The sequence below is a fragment of the Streptomyces sp. NPDC102490 genome, assembly GCF_044765285.1.
GTDB lineage: Bacteria > Actinomycetota > Actinomycetes > Streptomycetales > Streptomycetaceae > Streptomyces.
The window spans coordinates 450,416-475,427 of the sequence record NZ_JBIWJU010000005.1; the positions used below are offsets into that span (position 1 = coordinate 450,416).

Consider the following 25,012-nt stretch of genomic DNA (forward strand, 5'->3'; position numbering starts at 1 on the left):
ATCCGCCGCTGCCGACGGCCACCGGACTGCGCAACCGCAGACCGCGAACGGTCCATCCCCTGCTCGCCGCTGAGAAAGGGCACCACCGTGGAGACACCCACCAGATACCAGGGGCCCGTTCTGGGCCTGTTCCGGATCGTGCTCGGACTGCTCTTCGCCTGCCACGGAGCGGCCACGCTCTTCGATGTGCTGGGCGGACCGCACGGGCAACCACCCAGCGCCGGCCAGTGGCCCGGATGGTGGGCGGCAGTGATCCAACTGCTCGGGGGCACCCTCGTCCTGCTCGGCCTGGGCACCCGGCCGGCCGCCGTCGTGTGCTCCGGATCCATGGCGTACGCCTACTTCGTCCACCACCAGCCGGACGGGCTGTTCCCGCTGGAGAACGGCGGCGAGCAGGCAGCCCTGTTCTGCTGGGCCTTCCTGCTCATCGCCGCCCTCGGCCCCGGCCGATGGTCCGCAGCCGAACTCCTGGCCCTCACCACCCACCGCAGACAGCTCACACGAAAGGAGGTGAGCGACGCCCACAGCATCTGACCTCACCCAACTGCGTGACATGAGCACGTAAATCACAGGTGTACGTCGACCTGTGGTCTCCCGACACCCATGGAGGAAGAACACCATGAACCGCCTACCCGCAACCACGGCCGGCCGTACCGCACTGGGCGCCACCGTGCTGGCCACCAGCCTGCTCGGCCTGCTCGCCGGGGCGCCGACGGCCGCCGCCCACGGGACGGTCATCACCCCCGAGACCCGCAACTACGGCTGTCTTCAGCGCTGGGGCTACACCGAGCCCAACGAGTCCCAGGACCCCATGTGCTACCGCACCTACCACGAGAACCCGAACGCCATCGGCGCGTGGAAGGCCGTCTACGCCAACAACACCGGCGACAACTACAAGCAGGTCATCCCCGACGGACAGATCTGCAGCGCCGGCGGCCAGGGCGAGACGAACTACCGCCCGCTCGACCGCCCCGGCCCGTGGAAGACGACCGACATCGGCTCCAACTTCACCGTCGACCTCTACGACGAGGCCCGCCACGGCGCCGACTGGCTCGAGGTCTACGTCACCAAGCAAGGCTTCAACCCGGAGTACCAGCTGATCGGGTGGAACGACCTGGAGCTGGTGAAGAAGACCGGCCGCTACCCCTACCAGCCGCACTACGTCACCGACGTCAGCACCTCCGGCTACAGCGGACGGCACGTCGTGGTGACCGTCTGGAAGGCGTCCCACATGGACCAGAAGTACTTCCTGTGCAGCGACGTCAACTTCAGCTGACGCCAGCGGGACCCAGCTGAACGACACCAGGACACCACGACACACCGGCCCCGCGAGGCGCGCACCTCGCGGGGCCTTCCGCCCTCGCTCTCACCGGTCGGCCGCCGCGGCCGGACCGGTCGCCTCACGGAGGACCCATGCTCCTGACCAGCCACCCCCGCCGCCTGCTGCGCGAACGGCTCCTTCCCGCCCTCCGCACCCCATCGGCCCGAAGGACAGCCACCCAGCGCGCGGCCGAGCACTACCGGGCGCGCAGCACCTCGGTTCTGCGCATCAGCGTCGGTGTCCTCTACTGCTGGTTCGGGGTGCTCAAGCTCTTCCCTGACGGAAGTCCGGCCGAGGAGATCGCGGCCGCCGCCATGACGAAGCTCACCAGTGGCCTACTGCCCACCACCGTGTCCATGCCGCTGTTGGGCACCGCGGAGACCTTGATCGGACTCGCTCTGGTCACCGGCCTGTTCCTCCGACCCGCCCTGGCCCTGTTCCTCGGGCACATGGCCGGGGTCTTCACCTCTCTCGCGCTGCTCCCCGGACAGATGTGGCACCACGGTGCGCCCACGCTCGAAGGCCAGTACGTCCTGAAAAACCTGGTCCTCGTGGCGGCCTGCCTGGCCGTCGCAGCTGACGAGCTCTCTGGCTGACCTCACCGACCCCGCTACGCAGCCGCCGGACAATCCGCCCGAGCCTGCAGGTCCGCACCACCATCCAGGAACTACACGCGGTAAGCGCCGTCACCATGCACCCAGCTCGGCAAGACCTACGCCAGTGGTCCCCGGGCCGTCCACCACCTCTCTCCGTACCCTGACGTCGGCGAGTTCCTCGTGGTCCTCGGCTCGTCCGACTGCCGCATCGCGAGGGACCCGGCGAACGGTTCGCGTGCTGGGGTGAGACGATCGCGCCGTGACCATCCACCTCCATGACTTCGATGGCGAGCACTCGCTGACATGGGATGCCGGCGGCCTGGCTGCCGATGCCGCAGTAGCTGCCGCCGGGCACGAGCCGAACGGGTACTTCTGGGAGGGGCTCGTGCGGTTTGCCTGGCCGGATATCGCAGAGCACGTCGATTTCGACAGCGAGGCTGGCATGTTCCGCGCGGTCGGCAGTTCGAGCGACCTCGCGCGACTCAAGACGGCCGTCGAATCCGTCATCACGAGCCCCGGCGCAGTCCGCGACATCATGGCCCGTGCGGAGGCTTCGGGCTTCGAATTCGACGACTAATGCTGTGACCTCGCCGGGTTGAGCCGGGTCGGGCTGCGGTCGGCAGTGGCCTGCCGCCCCGGCGGAGACCTCGTTCGCTGCGGACGCGTGCGCGTTCGCGGCGTTGGGCGGCCAGGACGTCGGGGTGGCGGGCGTTCTGGTTGCGCCGGCGCAGGTAGGCGTGCAGGGCCCAGGGCCTGGACGGTGTGGTTCGGATGGTGGGAGTTGGCGAGGGTGAACTGCCGCAGGGACCCGAAGTGGGCCTCGATGGGGTTGGCCATGGCCAGCAGGTAGGGCCTGGTGAACGCCGGCTTCGGGTGGAACTCGTCGGCGAACTTGTACCCGGGCCCGCCCGTCCCGTTGCCCAGGGGGTCACCGCCCTGGATCACGAAGCCCCGGACGACCCGGTGGAACACGAGCGTTCGGCCGGCCTGGGTGTGCCGGTCACCGTCAGGGCCTCGGAGTTGCCGTTTGCATCATGGGAATGTCCTGACCTGGGAGCCGTGGCGGGGCCGCAGCCGTGACAGCCTGCGGCCCCGCGACTCGGTCCGCTGTCGTGGGACTGCCCTCAACCGCTCGGGTGCCTGCCCGCGCGGTGGCAGGGGTGGCGGGTTACGGGAGTGTGGTCCACTTCTGGTTGTTCTGGCCGTTGCAGGTCCACAGGACGACCGGGGTCCCGTTGGCGGTCCCTGCTTGTTGGACGTCCAGGCAGAGCCCGGCGTGGACGTTGCGGATCGACCCGTCGGTCTGCCTCGTCCACTTCTGGTTGTTCTGGCCGTTGCAGGGCCAGATGACGACCCGTGTGCCGTTGGTGGTGCCCTGGTTGGAGGCGTCCAGGCACTTGTCGCCGTAGACGCGGATCTCGCCTCCGGCCCAGGTGGTCCAGAGCTGGTTGGCGGCGGTGTGGCAGTCCCAGATCAGCGTCGCCGACCCGGCCGCGGTGGCGGCGCGGTCCACGTCCAGGCAGCGGCCGGACCCGGTAGCGCGCAGGCGTGCGGTGGTGGAGGCCAGCGGGCTGCCGCCGGTCATCTTGAACACGGCGACACCGTGCGCCGGGACGCTCGCCGAGATCTGCCCGGACGTGCTCGACGTGGCACCGGTCCACAGGTCGGTGAGGGCGAACGACCCTCCGGTGAGTCCGACCTGCGCGGCCGAGGCGGTGATGGTCGCGGTGCCCCCGCCCCGGTTGAACAGGCCCACGGCGACCGAACCGTCGGACAGGGGCTTGGCGAACACCTCGGTGTCGCCGTCGTCACGCACCCTGCGCCCGCCCGCGCCCAGCGGATCCTGGTTGACCGCCAGCAGACGGGGATTGCGCAGGATCGCGCTCACGTCGGCGGACATGGTGCGGATGTCGTTGCCGGCCATGAGCGGGGCCGAGAGCAGCGACCACAGGGCGAAGTGGGAGCGGGACTCGGTCAGCGACAGACCGGGACGGCCGACGACCAGCATGTCGGGGTCGTTCCAGTTTCCCGGGCCCGACTGCGCGGCCAGCGGCGCGGTGACGTCCAGGACGTTGCCGACGCCCATCGGGTAGCTGTTGGTGTTGTTGTTCTGCCAGATGTCGAGCAGGTCCTCGGTCGTCCGCCACAGGTCGGCGACCTCACCCCAGTCGTACTTGTCGCCGGTGGGGGAGTGGAAGCTGTTGGGGTTGATGCTGTAGACGATCGGGCGGCCGGTGGCACGCAGGGCGTCTCGCATGGTCGTGAACTGCGCGATCTGCTCGTTGAGGGTGCCGCTGCCAGAACACCAGTCGTACTTGAGGTAGTCCACACCCCATGAGGCGAACGTGGCGGCGTCCTGGGCCTCGTGGCCCTTGCTGCCGGTGGAGCCGGGGTAGGTCCCCACGCCCTGGGCGCACGTCTTCTCGTTGGGCGCCTGGTAGATGCCGAACTTCAGGCCCTTGCCGTGGATGTAGTCCCCGAGCGCCTTCATGCCGCTGGGGAACTTGGTCGGGTTGGCCCGGAGATTGCCCGCCGCGTCACGCTGCGGGTCGAACCAGCAGTCGTCGACGACGACGTACTGGTAGCCCGCGGCCTTCATGCCCGTGGACACCATCGCGTCGGCGGCCTGGCGGACCTGCGCCTCGGTGATCCCGCACCCGAAGCTGTTCCAGCTGTTCCAGCCCAGTGGCGGGGTCAGCGCCGGGCTGCCCGGCGCGGCCTGGGCGGTCGAGCCGGCGGAGGCGGTGACGCAGGCGGTGAGCGTCAGCGCGGTGGCCGTGAGGAGACGCAGTAATCGTCTGTGCAGGGAAACCATGGGGGGTTCCTTCCTGGCCCGCGTGGCTACGCGGGCCTGATGGGCCGCTCATGAGTTGGTGATCAGGTGCGCGCGGGTCAGCGCTGCAGGGTGAGCAGGGCAGGCCGGTACGGCAGCTTCAGGTAGTCGAGGCCGTCCGATTTGGGGTCCCTGCCCTGATAGAGGAACTGCAGGTTGCAGGGGTCGATGGTCATGGTCTGGTCGGGGTTGTTGCGGACCAGGTCACCGTGGCTGATGTCGTTGGTCCAGGTGGCACCGCTGTTGGCCTTGCCCGCGAAGGGGTTGCTCTCGGTGGCGGCCTGCGGGGTCCACGGACCGTTCAGGCTGGAGGCCGTGAACGAGCGGAAGAATCGCTGCTCAGTCGCACCACGAGCCTCAACGATCATGAGGTACTGGTTCTGGCCCCGGACCTTGTAGACCTCCGGCGCCTCGAACAGGTTCTTCTCCGTGTCGCTCATCACCGTCGTGTACGACGAGCCGAAGCTGCCCGGGAAGTTCCCGATCGGCATGGTCGACTTGTAGATGCTGCCCTTGTCGTTGGCGAAGAACAGGTACATGTTCTGGTCGTCGGCGATCACGGTCGGGTCGATCGGGCCGCCGACGGGGACGCTGCCGGTGAACAGCTCCTGCGGCGCGGACCAGCCGTTGGGGTTGGTGGGGTCGCTGGACGTGCGGTAGGTGAAGGGCCAGGCGGTGCCCCACCCGTTCGAGACCAGCACCCATATCTTCTTGGGCGCGAAGTAGAAGAGTTTGGGTGCCACCGCGGACCCGCTGATTTTGGTCTGGCCGGCCGAGGCCATGTCCGACCAGTTCGTGAAGGGCCGGAACGTCATCGCGCCCCACGACGATCCGTCAGAGACGGTCCCGTAGACCAGGTGCCGGCCGTTGTACGTCACGGTGGTGAAGTCCTTCAGCGCGACCCACCCGTTCGACGGCTGCGCCAGTGGACCCGTCGAATTCCACCGGTACGTCGAGGGAAGAGCACACGTGGTCGGCGTCCCGGACAGGCCGGTCCACTTCTGGCCGCTGCCGCCGTTGCAGTTCCAGAGCTGCACCGCCGTGCCGTTGGCCGTGGCGCCGCCGTTGACGTCCAGGCACAGCCCGGACTCCACGGCCACGATCGTGCCGTCGGCATTCGCCCGCCACCGCTGGTTGGTCCCTCCGTTGCAGGACCAGATCACCGGCCGGGTACCGGCCGTGGTGGCGTGGCCCGGTACATCCAGGCACTTGTTGCCGTACACGGTGAGCTCGTTGTCGTCCGTCAGCGTCCACTGCTGGTTGGTCCCGCCGTGGCAGTCCCAGATCTGCACGTTCGTGCCATCGGTCTGGCTGGTGCCCGGCACATCGAGGCACCGGCCGGAACCGGCGCCGCGCACGGTGCTCGTGCTGGCGGCCTGGGCGGGGTTGGCGACGAGTGTCGCCGCCGAAGCGAGCAGGGTCGCGAGCACGACTGACACGTGCCTGCGGCTGAAGCCACGTCTGCGCATGGAGGCCTCATTCCTTGAGTGAGCGGTTCTGTTCGTCATGTGCGTGATGCCGAACAAGGGTCGAGCTGGTGAGTAGATGCAAGGGGGAGAGCGGCCGTCTGCCTCCAGGGCGGAACTCACATCCTCACGATGCGCCACCGGTTGTCGGCGGTGCCGTCGTCGGAATCCTGGATGGCGAACGCGCCGACAGCGGTGGAGTTGTTCGCGATGGCGAGCAACTTGCCGCTGTGCTCGTTGCGGATCTTGTACGTCCCGTCTCCCTGGTCGAGCAGTGTCCATCGGTGGTCGGCGGTGCCGTTGTCCGACCACTGCAGGACGGTCGCCTTGTCGTCCGTGGACATGTTCAAGACGCCGAGCACCTTGCCGCTGTGGGCGTTGCGGAGGCGGAACCCGTTTCCATCGGCGACCATGTGCCAGTCGTGGTCGGCTGTGCCCGAGTCGTGCCACTGGAGGGCGCGGCCGCCGTCGGCCGTGGACATGTCCTGGATGCCCAGCACGAGACCGCTGTCCACATTGCTGAGACGGACGGTGCCGCCGGCGTTCCAGTAGACGGTGTAGTTGTGGCCGTGCGCGTCGTGGAACGGGCCCAGATCGACGGTGGAGCCGTTGGCGGTGGCGGTGAAGGCGAGTGACGTGCTGCTGGTCCGTCTGATCGAGGACGTGTTCAGCGTGGGGAGGGAACTCAGCGCGGAATCACCGTAGTTGCCGGACAGAACCACCGGACCGTAGGTGATCGCGGCGACGTTCGCGTTGTCGTTGGCCGCTCGCATGACGACCCGCATGGGCAGACGGACGGTGACCGTGTCGCCGGAGGTCCAGGAGCGGGTCAGGGTGGCGTAGCTGCCGGGCGTGGTCGCGATGTCCTGCCGCGTGCCGTTGACACTGACAGTGGCCCCCGCGGTCCAGCCCGGGATGCGCAAGCGCATCGCCCAGGTCCCGCTGACGTTGCCGGTGACCTGCAGCGTCGTGGTGTCGCTGACGGGGTAGGTCGTGGTTTGGGCGACCGTGATTCCACGCTCCGACCAGGTGAGCACCGAAGGCACGAACAGGTTCACGATCAGTGTGTCGTCACTGCGGTAATAGATGGAGTCCATCAGCCTGGTGTGCATCTCCAGGCCCGTGCCCTGACAGCACCAGAACGTGCCGTAGTCGGTGCTCCAGGTGCCGCCGCCCCACGCGGGACCCACACCGCGCCGGCCTCCCGGGTTGAGCGGGGTGAAGTAGGTGACGTGGCCGTGGGGGTCGGCCGGGTTCTGCTGGCCGATCATCTGGTTCAGCCACGCCCGCTCGTAGTAGTCGAACAGCGCGGCCCGGTTCGGGTCCAGCGCGAACAACTCACGCGTGAGGAGGAGCATGTTGAAGGTGTTGCAGCTTTCGCAGGTGTCCTTGTTCAGGTAGCCGGCGATGGCGTTCGGGACGCGGAAGTGCTCCGCCTGGCTGTTGCCACCGATGGCATAGGTGTGCGATTCGACGCAGAAGTTCCAGGCGTTGGTGGCGATGTCCCGGTAGCGGGTGGTGCCGGTCGCTTTGAACTCCCGGGCGGCCCCGATCCACTTCGGCACCTGGGTGTTGGCGTGCAGTCCGCTGAGCCGGTCCTGGTTGGCCGCCAGCGGGTCGAACGCCGCCGCGTGGTCGAACCGCCGGGCGACGGTGAGCCACCGCGCGTCGCCCGTCTGCTGGTGGAGATCGGTCAGCACGGCGTTCATGCCGCCGAACTCGGTTCCCAGCATGGCCTGCATCTGCTGACCGCTCAGCCGGCCGGTGCGCAGGTCGACCCATCCCGCCAGGGCGAGCAGCACGTCACGGGCTTGTGTGCTGCCGATGTGGCGCCATACGTCCAGCAGGCCGGCGAGGGTCTTGTGGATGGTGTAGTACGGCACGTTGCCGTTGCTCAGGGTCCGCTGTTCGAGAGCGGTGAAGTCGGACTCGGGGTAACCGGAGAGGTACCCGGCGTTGAAGCCGGCGGCGCTGTTGTTGGCCTGGCACTTGGCCAGCTCCGCAACCATGTGGGTCGCCTTGTCCCGGCAGACGGTGTCCCCGGTCACGGCGTACAGCTGTGCCCATGCCGTGAGGAAATGCCCTTGCGCATGGGTACGGAAGGGGAAGTCGGGCGCGTCCCAACCGCCGTTGGGGGCAGCACCGTTGGTGGACAGCCGGTGGTTGGCGCGGAAGTTGTACAGCAGCCGGTCGACATCGACGAACCGCAGGTAGTTCCGTGTGCGGTTCTGGTTGTCCAGCCAGCGGCTCGCGGTGAGCCGGACCTGGTCGAGCGCGAAGGGGTGCGCGGAGACCCCGACATCGGCCTTTGCGGGAGGCACGGCCGCGTGAGCGGGGGACGCGCAGACGACGGATCCGGTGGCAGAGGCGGCGGCGGCGGCCCCCACTGCTTGCAGCAAGCGCCGTCTGCTGACGGAGGGCGACATCGTGAACCTTTCGGTGAGGGCAGAAGGTGCGATCGCGTATCCACGCGGTGAGCTCCTGGCACCTGACGGAAAACCAGAAAGGCTGCACCGCTGCGAAGTTGGGCAGGTCAGGCCCAGGGGCCGACCAGCGTGAAGGAGCTGTCGGCGCGGAAGGTGTCGGTCTTCTGGTAGAGGTCCAGGCGCAGCGCGTAGTTGTAGTGGCGGAGGTAGCGGCCTGGGTAGTTGTACGACTCCAGGCTCACCGAACCCGCGGTCGCGCCCGGACGGGCGCAGTACGTGGCGTCCTTGTCGAAGACGGCCGTGCCGCTGCCGCTGTCGAAGCGGACCCGGTAATCCCAGTGCCGCAGATAGCGCCCGGCGGAGTCGCGGAAGGAGTAGCAGTTGGCGTCCGCGAGTCCGCGCACGACGGTGAAAGTGGCGCTCTGCTTGACGGCGGTGCTGCTGGAGGGGGTCACCGGGTCGACATGGCCGAGGTTGTCGGAGCGCACCACGGCGTATCGGCCCGGGAAGTTGACGGACTGGAGAGACCGAGTGGTGTTGGCCGGGAGGATGACACCACCGGAGACGGTCTCCTTCAGCACGGTGGCGTGGCGAATGAGGCCGGACAGTCCGGGCACCTCGGTGGGCGTGGACCAGGTGGCGAAGTTGTCGTAGCTGTCGCTGTACCAGTATCTGCCGGCGCGGTAGCCGTCGTAGTAGATGCGCCAGCCTCCGTTGTCGAGCCGGACCAGGGCCGGGCCCTCGACCCAGTCGCCGAAGCCCGCCCAGTTGCCGGTCTTCTTGAAGGTGTACGGGCCGGTGAGGCTGGAGGCGGTGGCGTACTCGATGTACTTCGTCGTCTCGTTCTTGGTGAACGCGTGGTAGGTGGAACCGACCTTGACGACGAAGGTGTCGATGTGGTTCGGGCCGATGCCCGCCAGCTGGGTGGGGGTGGACCAGGTGGTCAGCGCGGAATTGGTCGCCGTGATCTTGTAAGCGGTGAAGTGGGTCGCGCTGCTCGCCGACGTCAGGGACACGTTGACGTTGACGCTGCCGTCGGTGTCGACGAACCACTCGGGCGCCCAGGTGCGGGTCAGCCCGCTGACAGGGATCGTGTGGTTGTACAGGAACGTCCAGTTCACTCTGTCGGCGCTGCGGGCGAAACCAATCGTGTTCCCACTCCAGTTGGTGGTGTACGTGAGGTAGTAGAAGCCGTCGGTGTGCCTGAAGATGCTGGGGTCTCGGATCAGACCGGACGGCGGGGTGAAGGCCGGACCCTTCCGCAGGGTGAATCCGGTGGCGTCCGGCGAGTCGTACACGTACATGTTCGACTCGCTGCTGTTGGTGAACGCGGTCATCGTGTACCGCGTCGTCTGCCCCGCCGGCGGGTGGGCGGCTCCGGCCGTACCGGCGAGGGCGGTGGTGAGGCCCAGTAGGGCGGCCATCGAGGTGAGGACGGCGAGGACCGCCCTGAGGGTTCTGTTCAACGCTCGTCCCATTTCTGCGTGAACTGCCCTGACACTTCAGGTTGTTCGAAATGTCGAACTGCGTACGGTACGTCGAGCAGAAGATAGGTATGGGACGTGGGTGCGTCAATGCCTCTGACGGGTTCCGTTTTCGGTGCGACTCGGGGCGACCGGACGCCGGGGTGGCGCTGCCGTCGAGCACGCTGAACTCGCTGCGAGGTCTTGACCGTTGTGCGACGATTCCGCATCGCGGACGTGACTCACGTTCACGCCAGTGGACACTCCTTGTGTCGGCAGGAAGACCCGTCGCGCCGGTCTCGAGGCGGCCGAGGGAGGGCCCGAGGGCGAGTTCAGCCTCGTTCACCTACCGGCTGGGCTGGGACTCCATCGCGCTCACCGACCGACGGCCCGACCTGCCGACCGGCCGGATCCTGCTGGCAGGAGCCGAGGCCCGTCTCTGCCGGTCCCTGATCGGCGGGACCCGCCACCGCGACCTGTGCGCCCCTGGCGGGCCGGGCGAGGACTGGTCCTGGGCCGCGAAGGCGCTGGCCGCGTGGGAGCGCAGGCGGTGGATCCACAGCGAGGGCACGAAGGTGATCGCGTTGGCCACCCGGGCCGTGCCCTCCGCCTACCGCGCCTCGCCCGCCAAGGGGCACTCCAAGGCAGGCCCGCACCGCGGTGCCCCTGTCCCTGGGGCCCGCACGCCGCGCCGATGGCGACGGGCCGGCCTCGACGGCGGCGCGGGCCGGCCGGGATCTGGCTTGAAGAGTCCGCATGTCGCCGATACGCCGTTTCCCGGCAGCCGCTCCGCACGATGGTCCTGGGGACGTTCCGGGGCGCGTCCCCCGATGCACCACCCGCCCCGATCCGGTGCGCGGGCCCGAACGAGAAACCGAGAGCGAAGAGTTGACTCCCACGAACACCCACAACCTGTCCGAGACTCCAGACGCCTCCGGCCCGGCCGGGTCACAGGAGCGCCCGCCGTCCTGTCGCGACCTGGTCGGCCTGCTTGCCCAGACCGACCGGCGGTCGGCGTACGCGGCCCCGGAAACGCGCAGGTGCGCAACCGGGTCCTTTCGGTCGTCGCGGACTCCTTCGAGAAAGACGTCACCTATCCGGAGTCCAAGGTGAACGCCATCTGCGGCGGCTGGCTCGACGACTGGGTCAGCCTGCGGCGCGCGCTGGTCGACGAGGGGCTGCTGCGCCGGGACGCCGCCGCCCAGTACGAGCGAGTCTGACCGAGGCCACCGCCGTGACCGTCGTCCGCGCCGGTGAACCGCACGAACCGGCCGATGTGGTGGCTCGCCCCTGCCACTCCGCCGCCGAAGCGAGCCCGTTCGTGCGGCGGCGAGGGTTCCTGGCCAGGGAGGGCCAGGTGGTGGCCGAGCCGACCGCGGACGGGCGGAGCGTGCTCCTGAACGTGGGGAGGTGTGGGTCACCCGGTGGAAGAGGCGGGCGGGCCCGGGTCGACGGCGAGGAGTTCGCCGAGCAGGTCCCAGTGCTCGGCGTGGCGCCACTCGTCGCTACAGGCCGGCAGCCACAGTTCCAGGGGGCAAGGGCTACGACGGCCCTCCTCTGCCCGGTCCGGAACTGCCGCCGGTGCCGTTGAATCCGCGAGGAAGGGCGCGGTGACCTGCGGAAACGCGTCATGCGCTGAGCGGGCGAGGGGTTAGCAGGTTCATCGTCCGGCGGTGTGTTCGGTCGGCGTGGTGCTTCTCGTGGCTCGTCAGGTCTGAGCGGTCCGAGGAAACCCCAGACGGTCGAGCAGCTCGCTGAAGAGATCCTCTGCGAAGGTCTCGTGTGAGCGAAGCAGTTCTTCGATCTCGCTCGTCTCCGGCGTCACCGAGATGCCGGCAGCCGCGGCCCAGGCGATGGCGCCCTCTGCGTCTGCGGAAACCTCCGCGTCGAGTTCGGCGCGCTTACGGCTGACGGCTTCCTGGAACTCCGGTGTGTCCAACCACAGGAGCTGATCTTCGAGGTCTTCAGGCTCTTCGGCCAGCAGCCCGGCGACGTTGTCCAGGTTGAGCCACGCCTGCCATCGCACTCCGCTGCCGTCCAGCCCGGTCACGAAAGCAAGAGAGCTGTCGGAGACCTCGGCGACACAGGCCGGTGCCCTGCTCCATTCGACCAGGGCGGGCAGGTCCGCGTCGTCCCACGCTCCCACATCAATCCTGAGCGTCTGCCAGCCGCCCGGCCGTGACTCACCTATGCGCACGGATGCCTTGAGGTCTTCGGCGAGGCCGTCCAGCACGGGGGCTTCCAGCAGCGGGCGGTTGCTGCGAGCAAAGACCAGGTGACCTGAGAAGCCCACGGCGGCAGTTCCTCCTTCGAGACGGTGAACGCACCCTATGGGCTGGCTCTGACAACACGGGCAAGGTCAGCGTCTGCGCGGTGGTTGCCGCTCGGTGCCGTGCTCACCCGGTCACGTTGACCGGGTGCACCCGCCCGAAGTCCTCGGTCCGCCAGGTGACGTGGCGGTTGACGCGCGCTCCCTCCCGGGGGAGGGCCGTGGCCTCGGCGGCGACCTTACCGAGCGGTCTTTCGGGACGCGGGTCGGTCACGGCCGTTGCCGGTCGCGTCGTCGGCCGGTCGGGAGGGGTACGGGCTCGGGGCCGGGGACGACGGTGTTCGTCAGGGTGCCGATGCCCTCGACGGTGAGGGTGACGGTGTCGCCGGGCTTCAGCGGCGGCGGGGTCTGTTCGCCGCTCCGGCCCCAGAGTTCGGCGAGGCAGCCGCCGTTGCCGCAGGTTCCGGAGCCGAGGACGTCGCCGGGGACGACGCGGGTGCCGCGGGAGGCGTAGGCGGTCATCTCCTCGAAGGTCCAGCTCATGTGGGACAGCAGGTCCTCGCCGACCTTCTCGCCGTTGACCTCGGCGGTCAGGGACAGGCGCAGGAAGCCGTCGGGGTCCCGGTACGGCTCCAGTTCGTCGGCGGTGACGAGGTACGGGCCGAGGGCGGTGGCGGTGTCCTTGCCCTTGCACGGGCCGAGGCCGACCTTCATCTCGGCGGACTGGAGGTCGCGGGCGGACCAGTCGTTGAAGACGGTGTAGCCGACGATGTGGTCGCGGGCCCGTTCCGGGGTGAGGTCCCGGCCCTCCCGGCCGATCACCGCGCCCACCTCCAGCTCGAAGTCCAGCACGGCCGAGCCGGGCGGTACCGGGATGTCCTCCCGGTGGCCGTAGACCGCGTGCGGGTTGGTGAAGTAGAAGGTCGGCGCCGCGTACCACTGCTCGGGCACCCCGCCGGTGTCTTCCGCGGAGCGGCGGACCCCTTCGACGTGCTCCTCGAAGGTGACGAAGTCCCGCACCGACGCGGGCCGCAGGGGCGCCAGCAGCCGCACCTCGCGGACGTGCGGGCCGGGCGGTGCGTCGAGGGCCTCCCGGCCGGCGGCGAGCAGCCCCGGCAGGCCGTCGGTCTCCGTGAGCAGGGCGGTCAGGGAGGTGACGCCTGGCAGCGGGAGGAGGGTGCCGTCGTCCTCCACGACGGCCACCCGATGGCGGTGGCGGTGCTCGTAGGCGGCGAATCGCATGGTGTGGCTCCAGGGGGAGGAATGGGCGGACGAGCGGGGCCTCGGCGCGGGTGCCTCAGACCGGCGGGGCGACGAAGACGCCGCGGTCGGGGTCGTTGAACGACTCCTTGGCGACGAGTTCGTTCATGGCGTTGGCGGTGCCCCACTGGTCGGTGACCTCGGGCCGGGAGAAGTCGTAGACGTGGGGGTGCCAGGTGTCCTCGTCCAGGCACTCCAGCTCGGTGGTGTACTCCACGGTGTTGCCGTGCGGGTCGAGGAAGTAGGTGAAGGTGTTGTCACCCGCCATGTGCCGGCCCGGACCCCAGACCTTCTTGAAGCCCGCCCGCATGACCCGGCCCGAGCCGCGCATGTACTCGTCCAGGCCGCGCATCTCGAACGAGACGTGGTGCAGGGAGGTGTGCGGGCCCTTGGCCAGCGCCATGGAGTGGTGCTGGTTGCTGATCCGCATGAAGTGCATGACCTCGCCCAGGTGCGGCGAGCTGAGCGTGTCGGAGAGGGCGAAGCCGAGGTGGCGCTCGTACCACTCCCGGGTGCGGTTCAGGTCGGGGGAGTTGAGGACCACGTGGCTCAGCTTGACCGGGATGGACTCCTTCTCCTCGATCCTGCGGTGCCGCCTGACCCCGACGTCGGCGGAGACCTCGATGGTGCGGCCGTCGACGTCGAAGAAGCGGAAGCCGTAGCCGCCGCCCGGGGTGTCGACCCTGCCCGGCCGGGAGATCAGCCGGACACCGCCGGCGAGCAGTCGCTCGGCGAGGGTGTCGACGTCGGCCGCGCTCGCGGCGCCGTAGGAGACGAGGTCGAGGCGCTTCTCCTCGGCCTTGCGCAGCCGCACGACGTACTGCTCCGGGGAGCCCTCGGCGGCCAGGAAGGAGATGCCGGAGTCCTCGGCGACCTTGGTCAGGCCCCAGACGCCGGAGTAGAAGTCGAGCTGCTTGTCGTAGTCGGGCACGGCGAGGTCGACGTGCCGCAGGTGGGTGAGAAGGCGGGTGCTCATGGTGTCAGTCCTTCCGGAGGAGGGCGGCGGCGTTGCCGCCCCGGACGGCGTGGAAGTCGGCGTCGGACAGGCGTGCGGCGCGCAGGGCGCCGACCGGGTCCTCGGTGCCCATGTCGAAGGGGAAGTCGGAGCCGAGCAGCACCCGGTCCGCGCCGGCCACCCGGATCAGCTCGCGCAGCACGTGCGGGTCGTGGACGAGGGAGTCGAAGTACAGGCGCTTGAGGTAGCTGCTGGGCGGGTGCGCGCAGCCGGTGCCCGCGTCGGAACGGGCCGACCAGGCGTGGTCGGAGCGGCCGATGTGGGTGGGCAGGTAGCCGCCGCCGTGCGCCGCGATCAGCTTCAGACCCGGGTGCCGGTCGAGGACCCCGGAGAAGATCAGGTGGGACAGCGCGACGGCGTTCTCGGTGGGCTGGCCGACGGTGTTGGACAGGTACCACCGGTCCAGGCGTTCGTCGAGCGTGCAGCCGAAGGGGTGCAGGAAGAGGAGCGCGCCCGTTTCCTCCGCCCGGGACCAGAAGGGTTCGTAGGCCGGGTCGGACAGCTCCCGGCCGGGGGCGTGGCTGGAGATCTCCACGCCGGCCAGGCCCTGTTCCAGGGCGTGGTCCAGGGCGCGGACCGCCTGCTCCGGGTGCTGGAGCGGGGCCAGTCCGAGTCCGCGCAGCCGCTCGGGGGCGGTCGAACAGTGCGCTGCCGTGGCCTCGTTGGCGAGCCGGTACAGCTTCTCGGCGGTGTCCGCGTCGGCCCAGTAGTGGTAGTGCGAGGGGGAGGGGCTGACCAGTTGTACGTCCACGCCCTGGGTGTCCATGGCGGCCAGCCGGGCGGTGACGTCGGTGAGCCTCGGGATGCGCTCGCGCACCATGGAGCCGCTGACGGCGAGGGCGGCCGCGCCGTTGCGGCGGGCGTCCAGGGCCCTGGCTCCCGCCAGGCCGGGCGAGTCGGCGACGAGGGAGTCGACTGCGGGCAGCAGGACGTGGGCGTGCACATCGACGGTGGGTACGCTCACGGCAGTTCTCGCAGCATGGTCATGGTGCGGGCCATCAGCCCGGGCACGTCGGCGTCGCGCACCCCGTCGAGCTGCCACTGCCCGATCCGCACGGACGCCTCCACGACCGGGCGGACACGGGCGATCCGCCGCTCGTAGTACGTCTGGAACAGCTCGTCGTCCCAGCTGTCGGAGTCCGTCAGCATCCGCACCAGCACCCAGGCGTCCTCCAGGGACATTGCGGCGCCCTGGGCGAGGGTGGGCGGGCAGCAGTGGGCGGCGTCGCCGACGAGGACGACGCGGCCGCGGTGCCAGGAGCCCTCGACCAGCATCCGGTCGAACCAGGTGTAGTTGACCTGCGCCGGGTCGGTGATGTGCGCGGTGATCTCCGGCCAGTGGCCGCCGTAGGCGGAGGCGAGGCGCCGCATCTCCCCGGCGTACGACGCGGGCGGTATGGAGGCGCGGTCGCGGTTGGCCTCGACGACGTACGCGTAGAGCGTCGTCTCGCTGGTGGGGCAGTACCCGGCGATGTACGCCGGTCCGCCGTAGGCGAGGTCGGTGCGGGTCACGCCCGCCGGGCGCGGGGCGGCGATGCGCCAGATGGCCATGCCGGTGGGCTCGGGCCGGTCGGTGATGCCGATCGCGGCGCGGGTGGCGGAACCGAGCCCGTCGGCGGCGATCACCAGGTCGTACCGGTGCTCGGAGCCGTCGGAGAACCGCACGCCGACACCGTCCCGGTCCTGGCCGAGGATCTCCGCGGTGGTGCCCAGCCGGACCGACGCCCCACTGGCGCGCACCGCCTCGATCAGGATCCGCTGGAGCCGGGGGCGCTGCATGCCGACGGTGGCGGGCAGGTCGTCACCGCCGGTGCGCAGGTCGTCCCGGGCGTGCAGGACGGTCCCGTCGGGGGCGGTGATGCCGACCGAGTCGAAGCCGAAGCCGGACGCCTCCACCTGCTCCCAGACGCCCAGTTCGCGCAGCACGCGCAGGGCGTTGCCCTGGAGGGTGATGCCGGAACCGGCGGTGGCGTTCCAGTCGTCCCGGGCCTCGACCAGGTCGACGGAGAGGCCGGCGCGGCGCAGCAGGACCGTCACGGCGTTGCCGGCCGCGCCGCCGCCGATCACCAGGACCGTACGGGTACTGCTCATGGGGAACTCCCTCGTTCCGCTGGTTACTTGACGGCGATCGGGTTGACGGGCGAGCCGACCGCGCCGGTGATGGGCAGGGGGGCGGCGGTGAGCCAGAAGGCGTACGCGCCGTCGGCCGCGCAATCGTCGGCGAGGGCGTCCGGGTCCCACATCTCGCCGATGAGCAGGCCGAGGTGGGGGATGGCGACCTGGTGCAACGGCTGGAAGGCGTGCTCGAACTCGTTCGGACGGACCTCGAAGCCCCAGGTGTCCGTGGCGATCGCGGCGATCTCGCTGTCGTGCAGCCAGCCCGCCGTGGTGAACGACAGTCCGGGGGCGGGGCCGCCCGCGTAGTCGCCCCAGCCCTCGCGCCGGACCCGGGTGAGCTGCCCCGTGCGCACCAGCACGATGTCCCCGCGGCCGACGCTCACGCCGTGGGCCCGGGCGGTCGCGGTCAGGTGTTCCCCGGTGATCGCGAAGCCGTCGGGCAGCTCGCCGTTCTCGCCGATCACCCGGCCGACGTCCAGGAGCACCCCGCGTCCGGCGACGTGCGGGGCCATGTGCTCGATGCCGGTGACCAGGTCGCCGTCGGAGGTGACGACCTGCTCGGCCGGGCGCCCGTTCCACGCCTTGCCGTGGTCGAAGATGTGCCCGAGCCCGTCCCACTGCGTGGAGCACTGCAAGGGCATCGCGATCACGTCGTCGGCGCCGCCGATGCCGTGCGGGAAGCCCTGGATGCCGAGGGCGGCGTCGGTGCCGGTGTCGAGCATGGTGTGCACCGGGTTGGTGCGCCGCCGCCAGCCCTTCTGCGGACCGTCCATGTCGAAACGCTGCGAGAGGGAGAAGCTGACACCGCGCCGGATCAGCGCGGCACCCTCGCGACGCTTGGCCTCGTCCAGGAAGTTGAGGGTGCCGAGCACGTCGTCCTCGCCCCAGCGGCCCCAGTTGGAGTACGCCTGCGCGGCCCGGGCGACGGAGCCCGCGGGGTCGGTGCGGTCCAGGGTCACTCGGTCACCTCCGCCACGCAGCGGGTGCGCTGGGCGCCGAGCCCGGTGATGGAGGCGTCCATGACGTCGCCGTCGCGCAGCAGGCGGCCCCAGTGCATGCCGTTGCCGGCGGGGGAGCCGGTGAGGACCAGGTCGCCGGGGAGCAGCCGGGCGGTCTGCGAGGCGTAGGAGACCATCCGGGCCACGTCGAAGATCATGTCCTTGGTGGACTCGTCCTGCATGGTCTCGCCGTTGAGCCTCAGCGTTAGCCGCAGGTCGTCCGGGCCGGTGATCGACACGGTGGGCACGATCCAGGGGCCGAGCGGGGTGAAACCCGGCGCGTTCTTGCTGCGCAGCCAGTCGGTGCCGATCTGCGGCATGTCCCGGCGGAAGACCGTGGCACGGTCGGTGAGGTCGTTGGCGATCGTGTAACCCGCGACGTGGTCCAGGGCTTCCTTGACGGACACCTGGTGGGCCGGGCGGCCGATCACCGCCGCCAACTCCAGCTCCCAGTCGAGCTTCTCGGCCCAGGACGGCAGCACGACGTCGTCGTAGGGTCCGGTGATCGCGCTCGGCAGGCCGATGAACACGTACGGCAGGTCCTCGGCGGCCCGCCGGTCCATTATCTCCGCGGCCTCCGCGCGCCGCTCCTTTGCCGGCCGGTCGTCCCCCGGGGCCCGGTGCGCGACGTGCAGATCGATCACGTGCTGCCGGTAGTTGGCACCGGACTGGAACACCTGGCGCGGCTCGACCGGCGCGTGCACGCGGAAGTCCGCGAGCGGTCGGCGGGCCCGGCCGGCATCGCCCGCCAGCGCCCGCAGCATGGGCAGGGCCGTGTCCCAGCTCTCCAGCAGCGTCCGGGTGGTCAGCTGCGCGTCCTCGAAGGCCGCGCGCAGATCGAGCACCAGGGCGTCGGGGGTGACCAGGGCGGGGAAGGCGGGGCCCTCGGGAGCGGAAAGGGTGGCCAGGGCGAAGGGTCCGGCGAAGAGGGCGGACGCGGGTTCAGGTTTCACGGACAGGTCCTCCTGATTGCGGTGGCACTAATCTGGACCCGCCCTCAGTGATCAGGGAAATCGATTCTGTGGATGATCGTCATCCACGCAGCGAATTCCCGCAGGTCGTCGCCGGACAGGTAAGGAAAACGCGGTGAATCTCGGTCGGCTGGACCTCAATCTCGTCGTCGCCCTGCGCGCCCTCCTGGAGGAACGCAACGTCACCCGTGCCGGGCAGCGGGTCGGTCTCAGCCAGCCCGCGATGAGCGCGGCCCTGTCCCGGCTGCGCCGTCACTTCGACGACGACCTGCTCGCCCGGGTCGGCGGCCACTACGAGCTGACCGCCCTCGGCCAGGTCCTCCTGGACCGCACCTCCACGGCGTACGACGTGCTGGAGCGCCTGTTCGCCAGCCGGGCGGACTTCGACCCCGCCGAGGAGCAGCGGGAGTTCAAGCTGATCGCCTCCGACTACGCCGTCGCGGTCTTCGGCGCCGAGCTGGCCCGGGTCCTGCACGAGGAGGCTCCGGGTATCCGGCTGCGGTTCGCGCAGACCCCCACGACGGTGGTGGACGCCACGGACGCGCTGCTGAGCACGTCCGACGGCCTGCTGATGCCGCACGGGGTCATCAGCGGCTTCCCGGCCACCGACCTGTACGGGGACCGCTGGGTCTTCCTCGTCGCCGACGACCACCCGAGCGTCGGCGACCGCCTCACCCGCGAGGACCTGGCCCGGCTGCCCTGGGTCACCTATCAGCGCACCTACGACGCCCCGGCGGTGCGCCAGCTCGGCATGCTGGGCATCGAGCCCCGGGTCGAGGTCTCCGTGGACAGCTTCCAGATCATCCCGCTGCTGGTGGCGGGCACCCGCCGCATCGCCCTGATCCAGGCCCGCCTGGCCCGGCTCCTGGCGCCGCTCGCCGGCGTGCGCGTGGTGGAACCGCCGTACGAGGCCGTGCCGCTGCGGGAGGCCATGTGGTGGCACCCCGTGCACACCCACGACGCGGCCCACATCTGGCTGCGCGAGACCGCCGCCCGCGTCGGCGGACGGCTGGACGCGCGGTGACCGACCTCACCCCTGTCGCCGCGTGAAGTGTGATGTTCAAACGTCTGATGTTTGTGTAGGGTGCGGTCATGAAACGCATCAGCGCACCTCGGCGGGCGGCCAGCCTGTCCGCCCAGCTCGTGGACAGTCTCCGCGCACACATCGAGGCGGGAGGCTGGCCGGTGGGGACGCGGATCCCGCCGGAGCAGGTCCTCATGGAGGAGCTCGGTGTCGGACGCAGCACGCTGCGGGAGGCGATCGGCGCCCTCGTGCACCTGGGGCTGCTGGAGCCCCGGGCGGGGGACGGCACCTACGTCCGTTCCTCCAGCGAGCTCCAGTCGGTCCTGGTGCGGCGGGCGAGTTCCGTGCAGCGGGACAAGGTGCTGGAGCTGCGGACCGTTCTGGAGGAGTACGCCTCGGGAGCCGCGGCCCTGCGCCGGAGCGAGGAACAGTTGCGGCAGCTGCGGGAACTGCTCGCCGACGCCGACGCGGCCAGCGCCGGTGAGGACCCGGCCGCGGCCACGAGCGTCGACGCGCTGTTCCACCGGGCCGTGGTCCGGGCCAGCGGGAACGACCTGCTGATGGAGGTGTACGACCACCTCGGTACGGCGCTCACCTCGGCCCTGGGCGGTCTGCCCTGGGACGCCGCCCACGCCGAGGACCACGCCCGCCTGCACCGGCGGCTCGTCGACGCGATCGAGGGCCGGGACGCGGACGGTGCCCGGGCCGCCGCGGGCGCGATCGTCCGGCTCACCCGCGACCACGAGACCGGCGCCGCACGAACGGAGGAGGAAGAGTGAGTACGCAGCCGCCTTCGACGGCCCGTCAGCTCTCCGCGCCCGGCTCTTCGGTCGCCGACCGGGCCGGCGCCGCCGGGCCCACCGTGTCGGTCGGGCTCGTCGTCGCGATCTGCCTCGTGGCGGCCAACCTGCGCACCACGCTCACCGGGGTCGGCGCACTGCTACCGGAGATCGAGCACGGCAGCGGCCTGACGTCGAGCTGGGGCGGGCTGCTGAGCACCCTCCCGCTGCTGACGTTCGCCGCGACCTCGCCCCTGGTGGCCCGGGCCTCCCACCGGTGGGGCAGCGCCCGACTGCTGGTCGCGGCGCTCGGTGTGCTGGCCGTCGGGACGGTGGTCCGCTCCCTCCCCTCGGTGATCTGCCTGTTCGCCGGCACGGTGATCCTCTCCGCGGCCATCGCCTTCGGCAACGTACTGCTGCCCGCCCTGATCAGGCGGACCGTGCCCGCGCACCGCATCCAGGGCGTCAGTGCCCTGTACGTGACGGTCATGGGCCTCATGGCCGCGGTCTCCTCCGGGGTCTCCGCGCCGCTCGCCCACAGCGTGCCGGGCTCCTGGCGCACCGCGCTGGCCTGGGGTGTCGCCTTCACCGTCGCGGCGTTCCTCGCCTGGCTGCCCCGGATGCGGGGCGACAAGCCACGGGCGGCCACCGGCGGGACCCACAGCCCCGTGCCCTGGCGCTCGCGGGTCGCCTGGCAGGTCACCCTCTTCATGGGCCTGCAGTCGCTGGCCTTCTACACCGCCGTCGCCTGGCTGCCCAGCATCCTGATCGACCGGGGCGCAAGCAGCACAGCGGCCGGCTGGACGCTGTTCTACTACCAGGTGGTGTCGCTGGCCGCGAGCAGTCTCCTGCCCCTGCTCACCCGGGGCCGGCACGACCAGCGCTGGATCGCGGCCGGGGCCTCGGCCCTCGTGGCGGCCGGCTTCACCGTACTGGTCGCCGCCCCCGCGCTGTCCGTCCCGGCGTGCACCCTGCTCGGACTCGGCGGCGGCGCGTGCCTCGTCCTCGCGCTGACCTTCCAGAGCCAGCGCGCGGGCAGCTCCGGCGAAGCCGCCGCACTGGCCGGCATGGCCCAGTCCATCGGCTACCTCGTGGCGGCGGCCGGCCCCCTCCTGCTCGGCATCCTGCACGACACCACGCACAGTTGGACCCTGCCGCTCACCGTCCTGGCCGTCCTCGGCGTCGCCACGGCGGTCGCCGGGCACGGCGCGGGACAGGACCGCCACATCGGCGGGCCCGCGCGCTGACCCATGTCGTCGCACGGCCGACCGGCCCGGCGGTGAGCCGGACCGGTCGGCCCTGTTGCGCGTGGCGGTCGGTCAGTGGTGGCCGTGCGGCCGGAGCCACTGCGGCCGGTGGGCGGCGGGACGGCGGTGTCCGGCCGTCTCGTCCGCGGTGTCCGTGCTGCCGTCCGTACCCTCCAGGCGGCCGGCCAGTGCGTCACGCTCGGCGGTGGCCCGCCTGGCGGTGTCCCGCTCCCTGCGGCGCTTCTTGCCGCGGTGGCGCGCCAGTACCGTCCCGGCCATGAGCATCCACATGCCCAGGCCGAAGATCAGGGTCAGGGCGATGCCGCCGAGAAACGCCCCGAGCGTACTGATCGTGAATGGCTCGCTCCCCAGCAGCGTCACGGTGTAGTCCGGGCCGCCGGACAGGTTGTACGCGATCAGCAGGCCCGCGAAGGCGGCGGCGCCCGCCATGAGCAGAAGGCCCAGCACCAGCATGTCTCTCACCTCGTCGCACGTGGATGTCCTCCGTCCGGGTCACCATCAGAAAGGGGGCAAAACGCGCAACTTGGATGTATGGGGCGAGGTCCGGCGACGGGACGCGGTCAGCCGTCGCACCGCCTCCCGCACGGCCCGGCCGCCGGTGAGGCACGGCGGCGTTCTACCCTGGCCGCCGGGTGCCGCCGCGTGCGGGCCGACGCCTGTGACCCCTGATGCCCGGAGTAGGAGACCCCACCTGTGGACCTGCGAGCCGCCCTGGACGCCCACCGCCTCGTCGCCATCGTGCGCGGCGGCGACGCCGACGCCGCGCTGCGCACCGTGCTGACGCTGGCCGAGGAGGGCGTGGAGCTCATCGAGGTGTCGCTGACCGGCAAGGACGCCCTCCTGGTCATCGAACGCGCCAGAGCGGCCCTGGGACCCGACCGCCCCCTGGGCGCCGGCACGGTGCTCACCGCCGACGACGCCGTGGCCGCCCACCGCGCCGGAGCCGACTTCGCGGTCACCCCGGGCCTGGGGGAGGGTGTCACGGCGGCCCGGGAGCGGGGCATGCCCGTCCTGGCCGGCGTCATGACACCCACCGACGTGATCACGGCACGCACCCTCGGCGCCACCGCGCTGAAGATCTTCCCGGCGGCCCAGGCGGGCGGACCGGCCTACGTGAAGGCCCTGCGCGGCCCCTTCCCGCACGAGGCCCTGGTGCCGGTCGGCGGCGTCGACGAGGCGGCGGCCCGCGCCCACCTCGCGGCCGGCGCCACCGCGGTCGGGGTCGGTTCCCCGCTGATCGGCGACGCCGCCGACGGAGGCGACCTCGACGGCCTCCGCGCCCGCGCCCGCGCCTTCCGCGCCGCCGTGCGGGAGCCCCGGCCGTGACCGACGTACGGCCCGCGCCGGACAGGCCCGCGCCGGACAGGGACGAGGACACCGCGGTGGGCAGGCGTGCGGACACCGCCGCCGATCCGGCCACCGGCCCCTGGCGGCCGCCGCGGGGGCCGGTGGTGTGCCTGGGAGAGACCATGGCGGCCCTGGCCCCGGCCCCGTCGCACTCACTGGACGACGCCGAGACGCTGCGCCTCTCGGTGGCGGGCGCGGAGTCGAACGTGGCCATGTACCTCGCGGACCTGGGCCTGCCCGTCTCCTGGGTCTCCGCGGTCGGTGACGACGCGCTCGGCCGGAGGGTGCGCTCGGCCGTCGCGCGGGCGGGCGTGGACGTCTCCGGTGTGCGGACCGACCCGGCGCGGCCCACCGGCCTGCTCCTGAAGGACCCGGGCGCCACCGGGACCCGCGTGCACTATTACCGCACCGGCTCGGCGGCCTCGGCCCTCGGCCCCGACCTCCTGGACGACGCACGGATCGCGGGAGCCGCCCTGGTCCACCTGACCGGGGTGACGCCGGCCCTGTCCCCGTCCTGCCGGGCCCTGGTGGAACGGGCCCTGCGCACCCCGCCGGAGCGACGCGCCCACGCCGTCAGCTTCGACGTCAACCACCGCCCCGCGCTGTGGCCGCCGGACACGGCCGCCCCGGTGCTGCGGGAGCTGGCCGACCGCGCCGACATCGTCTTCGTCGGCCTGGACGAGGCCCAGGGCCTGTGGGGCGCCGACCTGCGCGCCACGGACGTGCGCCGGCTGCTGAGCCACCCGCGCGTCCTCGTCGTCAAGGACGGCGGGCGGGGTGCCACCGCGTTCACCGCGCACGGCGTGTGCACCGTGCCCGCCCTGGCCACCGAGGTCGTGGAGCCGGTCGGCGCGGGCGACGCGTTCGCCGCCGGATTCCTCGCCGGACTGTGCGGCGGCGGGGATCTCACCCGGGCCCTGCGGCTGGGTCACCTCACGGCCGCGTCCGCGCTGAAGGTCGTCGGGGACCACGGACCCCTGCCCGACGAGGACACCGTCGAGGCGATGCTGGCCCTCGCCGAGCAGGACTGGGGTCAGGCGCCGATGTCGTAGAGCGCGAACTCCTCCCACGAGCCCGTCACCTCGGTGGAGCGGGCGCGCAGCGCGTACTGGAGCGAACCGGTGTAGCCGTTCTCCATGGCGACGAAGAGCCCGTTGAGCGTGGACCGCAGCGCCCAGCGGTCCAGGGTCTCGTTGTAGTAGAGGACGAACCGCTCCCAGCCGCCGACACTGGTGGAACGTGCCCGCAGGACGTTCTGCGCGCTGCCGGTGTAGTTCTTCTCCACCGCCACGTAGCGGTTGTTCGCCAGGGACCGCAGCGCGTACGTCTCGGTGGCCTCGTCCCACTCGAAGGCGTAGCTCTCCCAGGAGCCGCTGAACTCGGTCGAACGGGCCCGCTGGAGACCGGTGTTCGGCTCGGCGTAGTTCTTCTCGGTGGCCACGAAGCGGTTGTTGCGGGCCGACTGCACGGCCAGCAGCTCGGGCTCCGCGGCCGCGGCGGCGGTGTCCCCGGCGGCGAGCGGGGCCCGCCGGGCGTCCTTCGCGTCGGTGATCCGCGCCAGGGCGGTCGCGTCCACCGCCTCCCAGCCGGCCGGAGCGGCGGCGGGCCCGTCGGCGCGCGGAGCGGCGACGGCGGTGGGAACGGTCAGCGCGGACGCCGCGAGCAGGGCGCTCAGGGACAGCAGGACGGAGGTCGTACGTCGCACGGTGATTCCTCGGCTTTCGTCATACGGATTCCGGGGCGGCGGGACGCGAATCCCGCGGGGAAAAGGGCACCCGGACATGACGGCGTCACCCCCGAATTTCTCCGCACCCCCCAAAGGCCGCGGTCGGCACCCCTCCCCGGGTGCCTCGGCAGC

Annotated in this window: 24 protein-coding genes and 2 pseudogenes; 10 read left to right on the top strand and 16 right to left on the bottom strand. The window is 70.9% G+C overall.

Annotated features, from left to right (window positions below):
• Positions 1-87: 87 nt before the first annotated feature.
• The 4 genes from ACIRGB_RS13755 (at position 88) to ACIRGB_RS13770 (ending at position 2,494) form a co-directional block, all read left to right on the top strand.
• Complete coding sequence (locus tag ACIRGB_RS13755) at positions 88-534, top strand: DoxX family protein (protein ID WP_403863114.1); 447 nt, start codon at positions 88-90, stop codon at positions 532-534.
• Positions 535-619: 85 nt separating this feature from the next.
• Positions 620-1,276 (top strand): lytic polysaccharide monooxygenase, encoded by a 657-nt coding sequence (locus tag ACIRGB_RS13760; protein ID WP_403863117.1) that lies wholly within the window; start codon positions 620-622, stop codon positions 1,274-1,276.
• A 137-nt stretch (positions 1,277-1,413) separates the two neighbouring features.
• Positions 1,414-1,917 carry a DoxX family protein gene (locus tag ACIRGB_RS13765; protein WP_403863120.1) on the top strand — a complete coding sequence of 168 codons (504 nt, stop codon included), beginning with the start codon at positions 1,414-1,416 and terminating at the stop codon, positions 1,915-1,917.
• Positions 1,918-2,176: 259 nt separating this feature from the next.
• Positions 2,177-2,494 (top strand): Imm51 family immunity protein, encoded by a 318-nt coding sequence (locus ACIRGB_RS13770; RefSeq protein WP_403863123.1) that lies wholly within the window; start codon positions 2,177-2,179, stop codon positions 2,492-2,494.
• A 49-nt stretch (positions 2,495-2,543) separates the two neighbouring features.
• Here the strand turns inward: ACIRGB_RS13770 and ACIRGB_RS13775 are convergent.
• From ACIRGB_RS13775 to ACIRGB_RS13800, 6 genes and pseudogenes are all read right to left on the bottom strand, one after another.
• Positions 2,544-2,754, bottom strand: a pseudogene (locus ACIRGB_RS13775) (IS630 family transposase); the annotation flags it as partial.
• Positions 2,746-2,889 (bottom strand): annotated as a pseudogene (locus ACIRGB_RS13780) (peptidylprolyl isomerase); the annotation flags it as partial. The pseudogenes ACIRGB_RS13780 and ACIRGB_RS13775, both read right to left, overlap by 9 nt.
• A gap of 196 nt (positions 2,890-3,085) precedes the next feature.
• A complete protein-coding gene (locus tag ACIRGB_RS13785; RefSeq protein WP_403863126.1) occupies positions 3,086-4,732 on the bottom strand; it encodes a glycoside hydrolase family 27 protein in 1,647 nt (548 codons plus the stop codon).
• A gap of 77 nt (positions 4,733-4,809) precedes the next feature.
• Positions 4,810-6,219 (bottom strand): non-reducing end alpha-L-arabinofuranosidase family hydrolase, encoded by a 1,410-nt coding sequence (locus ACIRGB_RS13790; protein WP_403863129.1) that lies wholly within the window; start codon positions 6,217-6,219, stop codon positions 4,810-4,812.
• A gap of 116 nt (positions 6,220-6,335) precedes the next feature.
• Positions 6,336-8,642, bottom strand: a complete 2,307-nt coding sequence (locus ACIRGB_RS13795; protein ID WP_403863132.1) for a beta-L-arabinofuranosidase domain-containing protein — start codon at positions 8,640-8,642, stop codon at positions 6,336-6,338.
• 107 nt (positions 8,643-8,749) lie between these two features.
• Entirely contained in the window at positions 8,750-10,108 is a 1,359-nt protein-coding gene (locus ACIRGB_RS13800) for a glycoside hydrolase family 43 protein (protein WP_403863135.1), read from the bottom strand.
• Between the two features lie 827 nt (positions 10,109-10,935).
• Here ACIRGB_RS13800 and ACIRGB_RS13805 point away from each other — a divergent pair.
• Positions 10,936-11,325 (top strand): DUF2087 domain-containing protein, encoded by a 390-nt coding sequence (locus tag ACIRGB_RS13805; protein ID WP_403863137.1) that lies wholly within the window; start codon positions 10,936-10,938, stop codon positions 11,323-11,325.
• A gap of 488 nt (positions 11,326-11,813) precedes the next feature.
• Here ACIRGB_RS13805 and ACIRGB_RS13810 read toward each other — a convergent pair whose 3' ends face one another.
• From ACIRGB_RS13810 to ACIRGB_RS13845, 8 genes are all read right to left on the bottom strand, one after another.
• On the bottom strand, positions 11,814-12,398 hold the full coding sequence (locus ACIRGB_RS13810) for a hypothetical protein (protein WP_403863140.1): 585 nt from the start codon (positions 12,396-12,398) through the stop codon (positions 11,814-11,816).
• A 103-nt stretch (positions 12,399-12,501) separates the two neighbouring features.
• Positions 12,502-12,648, bottom strand: coding sequence for a hypothetical protein (locus tag ACIRGB_RS13815; protein ID WP_403863142.1), 147 nt, complete (start codon positions 12,646-12,648; stop codon positions 12,502-12,504).
• The gene (locus tag ACIRGB_RS13820; RefSeq protein WP_403863145.1) at positions 12,645-13,616 is read right to left on the bottom strand and encodes a fumarylacetoacetate hydrolase family protein; all 972 of its coding nucleotides are present in this window, start codon (positions 13,614-13,616) and stop codon (positions 12,645-12,647) included. The genes ACIRGB_RS13815 and ACIRGB_RS13820 overlap by 4 nt, the downstream gene beginning before the upstream one ends.
• A gap of 55 nt (positions 13,617-13,671) precedes the next feature.
• Positions 13,672-14,610, bottom strand: coding sequence for a VOC family protein (locus tag ACIRGB_RS13825; RefSeq protein ID WP_403863148.1), 939 nt, complete (start codon positions 14,608-14,610; stop codon positions 13,672-13,674).
• Between the two features lie 4 nt (positions 14,611-14,614).
• Positions 14,615-15,613, bottom strand: coding sequence for an amidohydrolase family protein (locus ACIRGB_RS13830; RefSeq protein WP_403863151.1), 999 nt, complete (start codon positions 15,611-15,613; stop codon positions 14,615-14,617).
• Positions 15,610-16,740 (bottom strand): FAD-dependent oxidoreductase, encoded by a 1,131-nt coding sequence (locus tag ACIRGB_RS13835; protein WP_403863154.1) that lies wholly within the window; start codon positions 16,738-16,740, stop codon positions 15,610-15,612. The genes ACIRGB_RS13830 and ACIRGB_RS13835 overlap by 4 nt, the downstream gene beginning before the upstream one ends.
• Before the next feature lie 23 nt (positions 16,741-16,763).
• Positions 16,764-17,726: a cyclase family protein gene (locus ACIRGB_RS13840; protein WP_403863157.1), complete on the bottom strand. Its 963-nt coding sequence runs from the start codon at positions 17,724-17,726 to the stop codon at positions 16,764-16,766.
• The gene (locus ACIRGB_RS13845) at positions 17,723-18,724 is read right to left on the bottom strand and encodes a fumarylacetoacetate hydrolase family protein (protein ID WP_403863484.1); all 1,002 of its coding nucleotides are present in this window, start codon (positions 18,722-18,724) and stop codon (positions 17,723-17,725) included. The genes ACIRGB_RS13840 and ACIRGB_RS13845 overlap by 4 nt, the downstream gene beginning before the upstream one ends.
• A 127-nt stretch (positions 18,725-18,851) precedes the next feature.
• Between ACIRGB_RS13845 and ACIRGB_RS13850 the strand changes: the two genes are divergently transcribed.
• From ACIRGB_RS13850 to ACIRGB_RS13860, 3 genes are all read left to right on the top strand, one after another.
• Positions 18,852-19,760 carry a LysR family transcriptional regulator gene (locus tag ACIRGB_RS13850; protein WP_403863160.1) on the top strand — a complete coding sequence of 303 codons (909 nt, stop codon included), beginning with the start codon at positions 18,852-18,854 and terminating at the stop codon, positions 19,758-19,760.
• Between the two features lie 68 nt (positions 19,761-19,828).
• Positions 19,829-20,539: a FadR/GntR family transcriptional regulator gene (locus tag ACIRGB_RS13855; RefSeq protein ID WP_403863163.1), complete on the top strand. Its 711-nt coding sequence runs from the start codon at positions 19,829-19,831 to the stop codon at positions 20,537-20,539.
• Positions 20,536-21,786: a CynX/NimT family MFS transporter gene (locus ACIRGB_RS13860; RefSeq protein ID WP_403863166.1), complete on the top strand. Its 1,251-nt coding sequence runs from the start codon at positions 20,536-20,538 to the stop codon at positions 21,784-21,786. The genes ACIRGB_RS13855 and ACIRGB_RS13860 overlap by 4 nt, the downstream gene beginning before the upstream one ends.
• A 72-nt stretch (positions 21,787-21,858) precedes the next feature.
• On the opposite strand, the gene ACIRGB_RS13865 is transcribed toward ACIRGB_RS13860, so the two are convergent.
• Positions 21,859-22,260 carry a hypothetical protein gene (locus tag ACIRGB_RS13865; RefSeq protein WP_403863169.1) on the bottom strand — a complete coding sequence of 134 codons (402 nt, stop codon included), beginning with the start codon at positions 22,258-22,260 and terminating at the stop codon, positions 21,859-21,861.
• Between the two features lie 240 nt (positions 22,261-22,500).
• Between ACIRGB_RS13865 and ACIRGB_RS13870 the strand changes: the two genes are divergently transcribed.
• Complete coding sequence (locus ACIRGB_RS13870) at positions 22,501-23,133, top strand: bifunctional 4-hydroxy-2-oxoglutarate aldolase/2-dehydro-3-deoxy-phosphogluconate aldolase (RefSeq protein ID WP_403863172.1); 633 nt, start codon at positions 22,501-22,503, stop codon at positions 23,131-23,133.
• Positions 23,134-23,189: 56 nt separating this feature from the next.
• Positions 23,190-24,206: a sugar kinase gene (locus ACIRGB_RS13875; protein WP_403863487.1), complete on the top strand. Its 1,017-nt coding sequence runs from the start codon at positions 23,190-23,192 to the stop codon at positions 24,204-24,206.
• On the opposite strand, the gene ACIRGB_RS13880 is transcribed toward ACIRGB_RS13875, so the two are convergent.
• On the bottom strand, positions 24,188-24,859 hold the full coding sequence (locus tag ACIRGB_RS13880) for a fascin domain-containing protein (protein WP_403863175.1): 672 nt from the start codon (positions 24,857-24,859) through the stop codon (positions 24,188-24,190). The two genes, ACIRGB_RS13875 and ACIRGB_RS13880, sit on opposite strands and share 19 nt — an antisense overlap.
• Between the last annotated feature and the right edge of the window lie 153 nt (positions 24,860-25,012).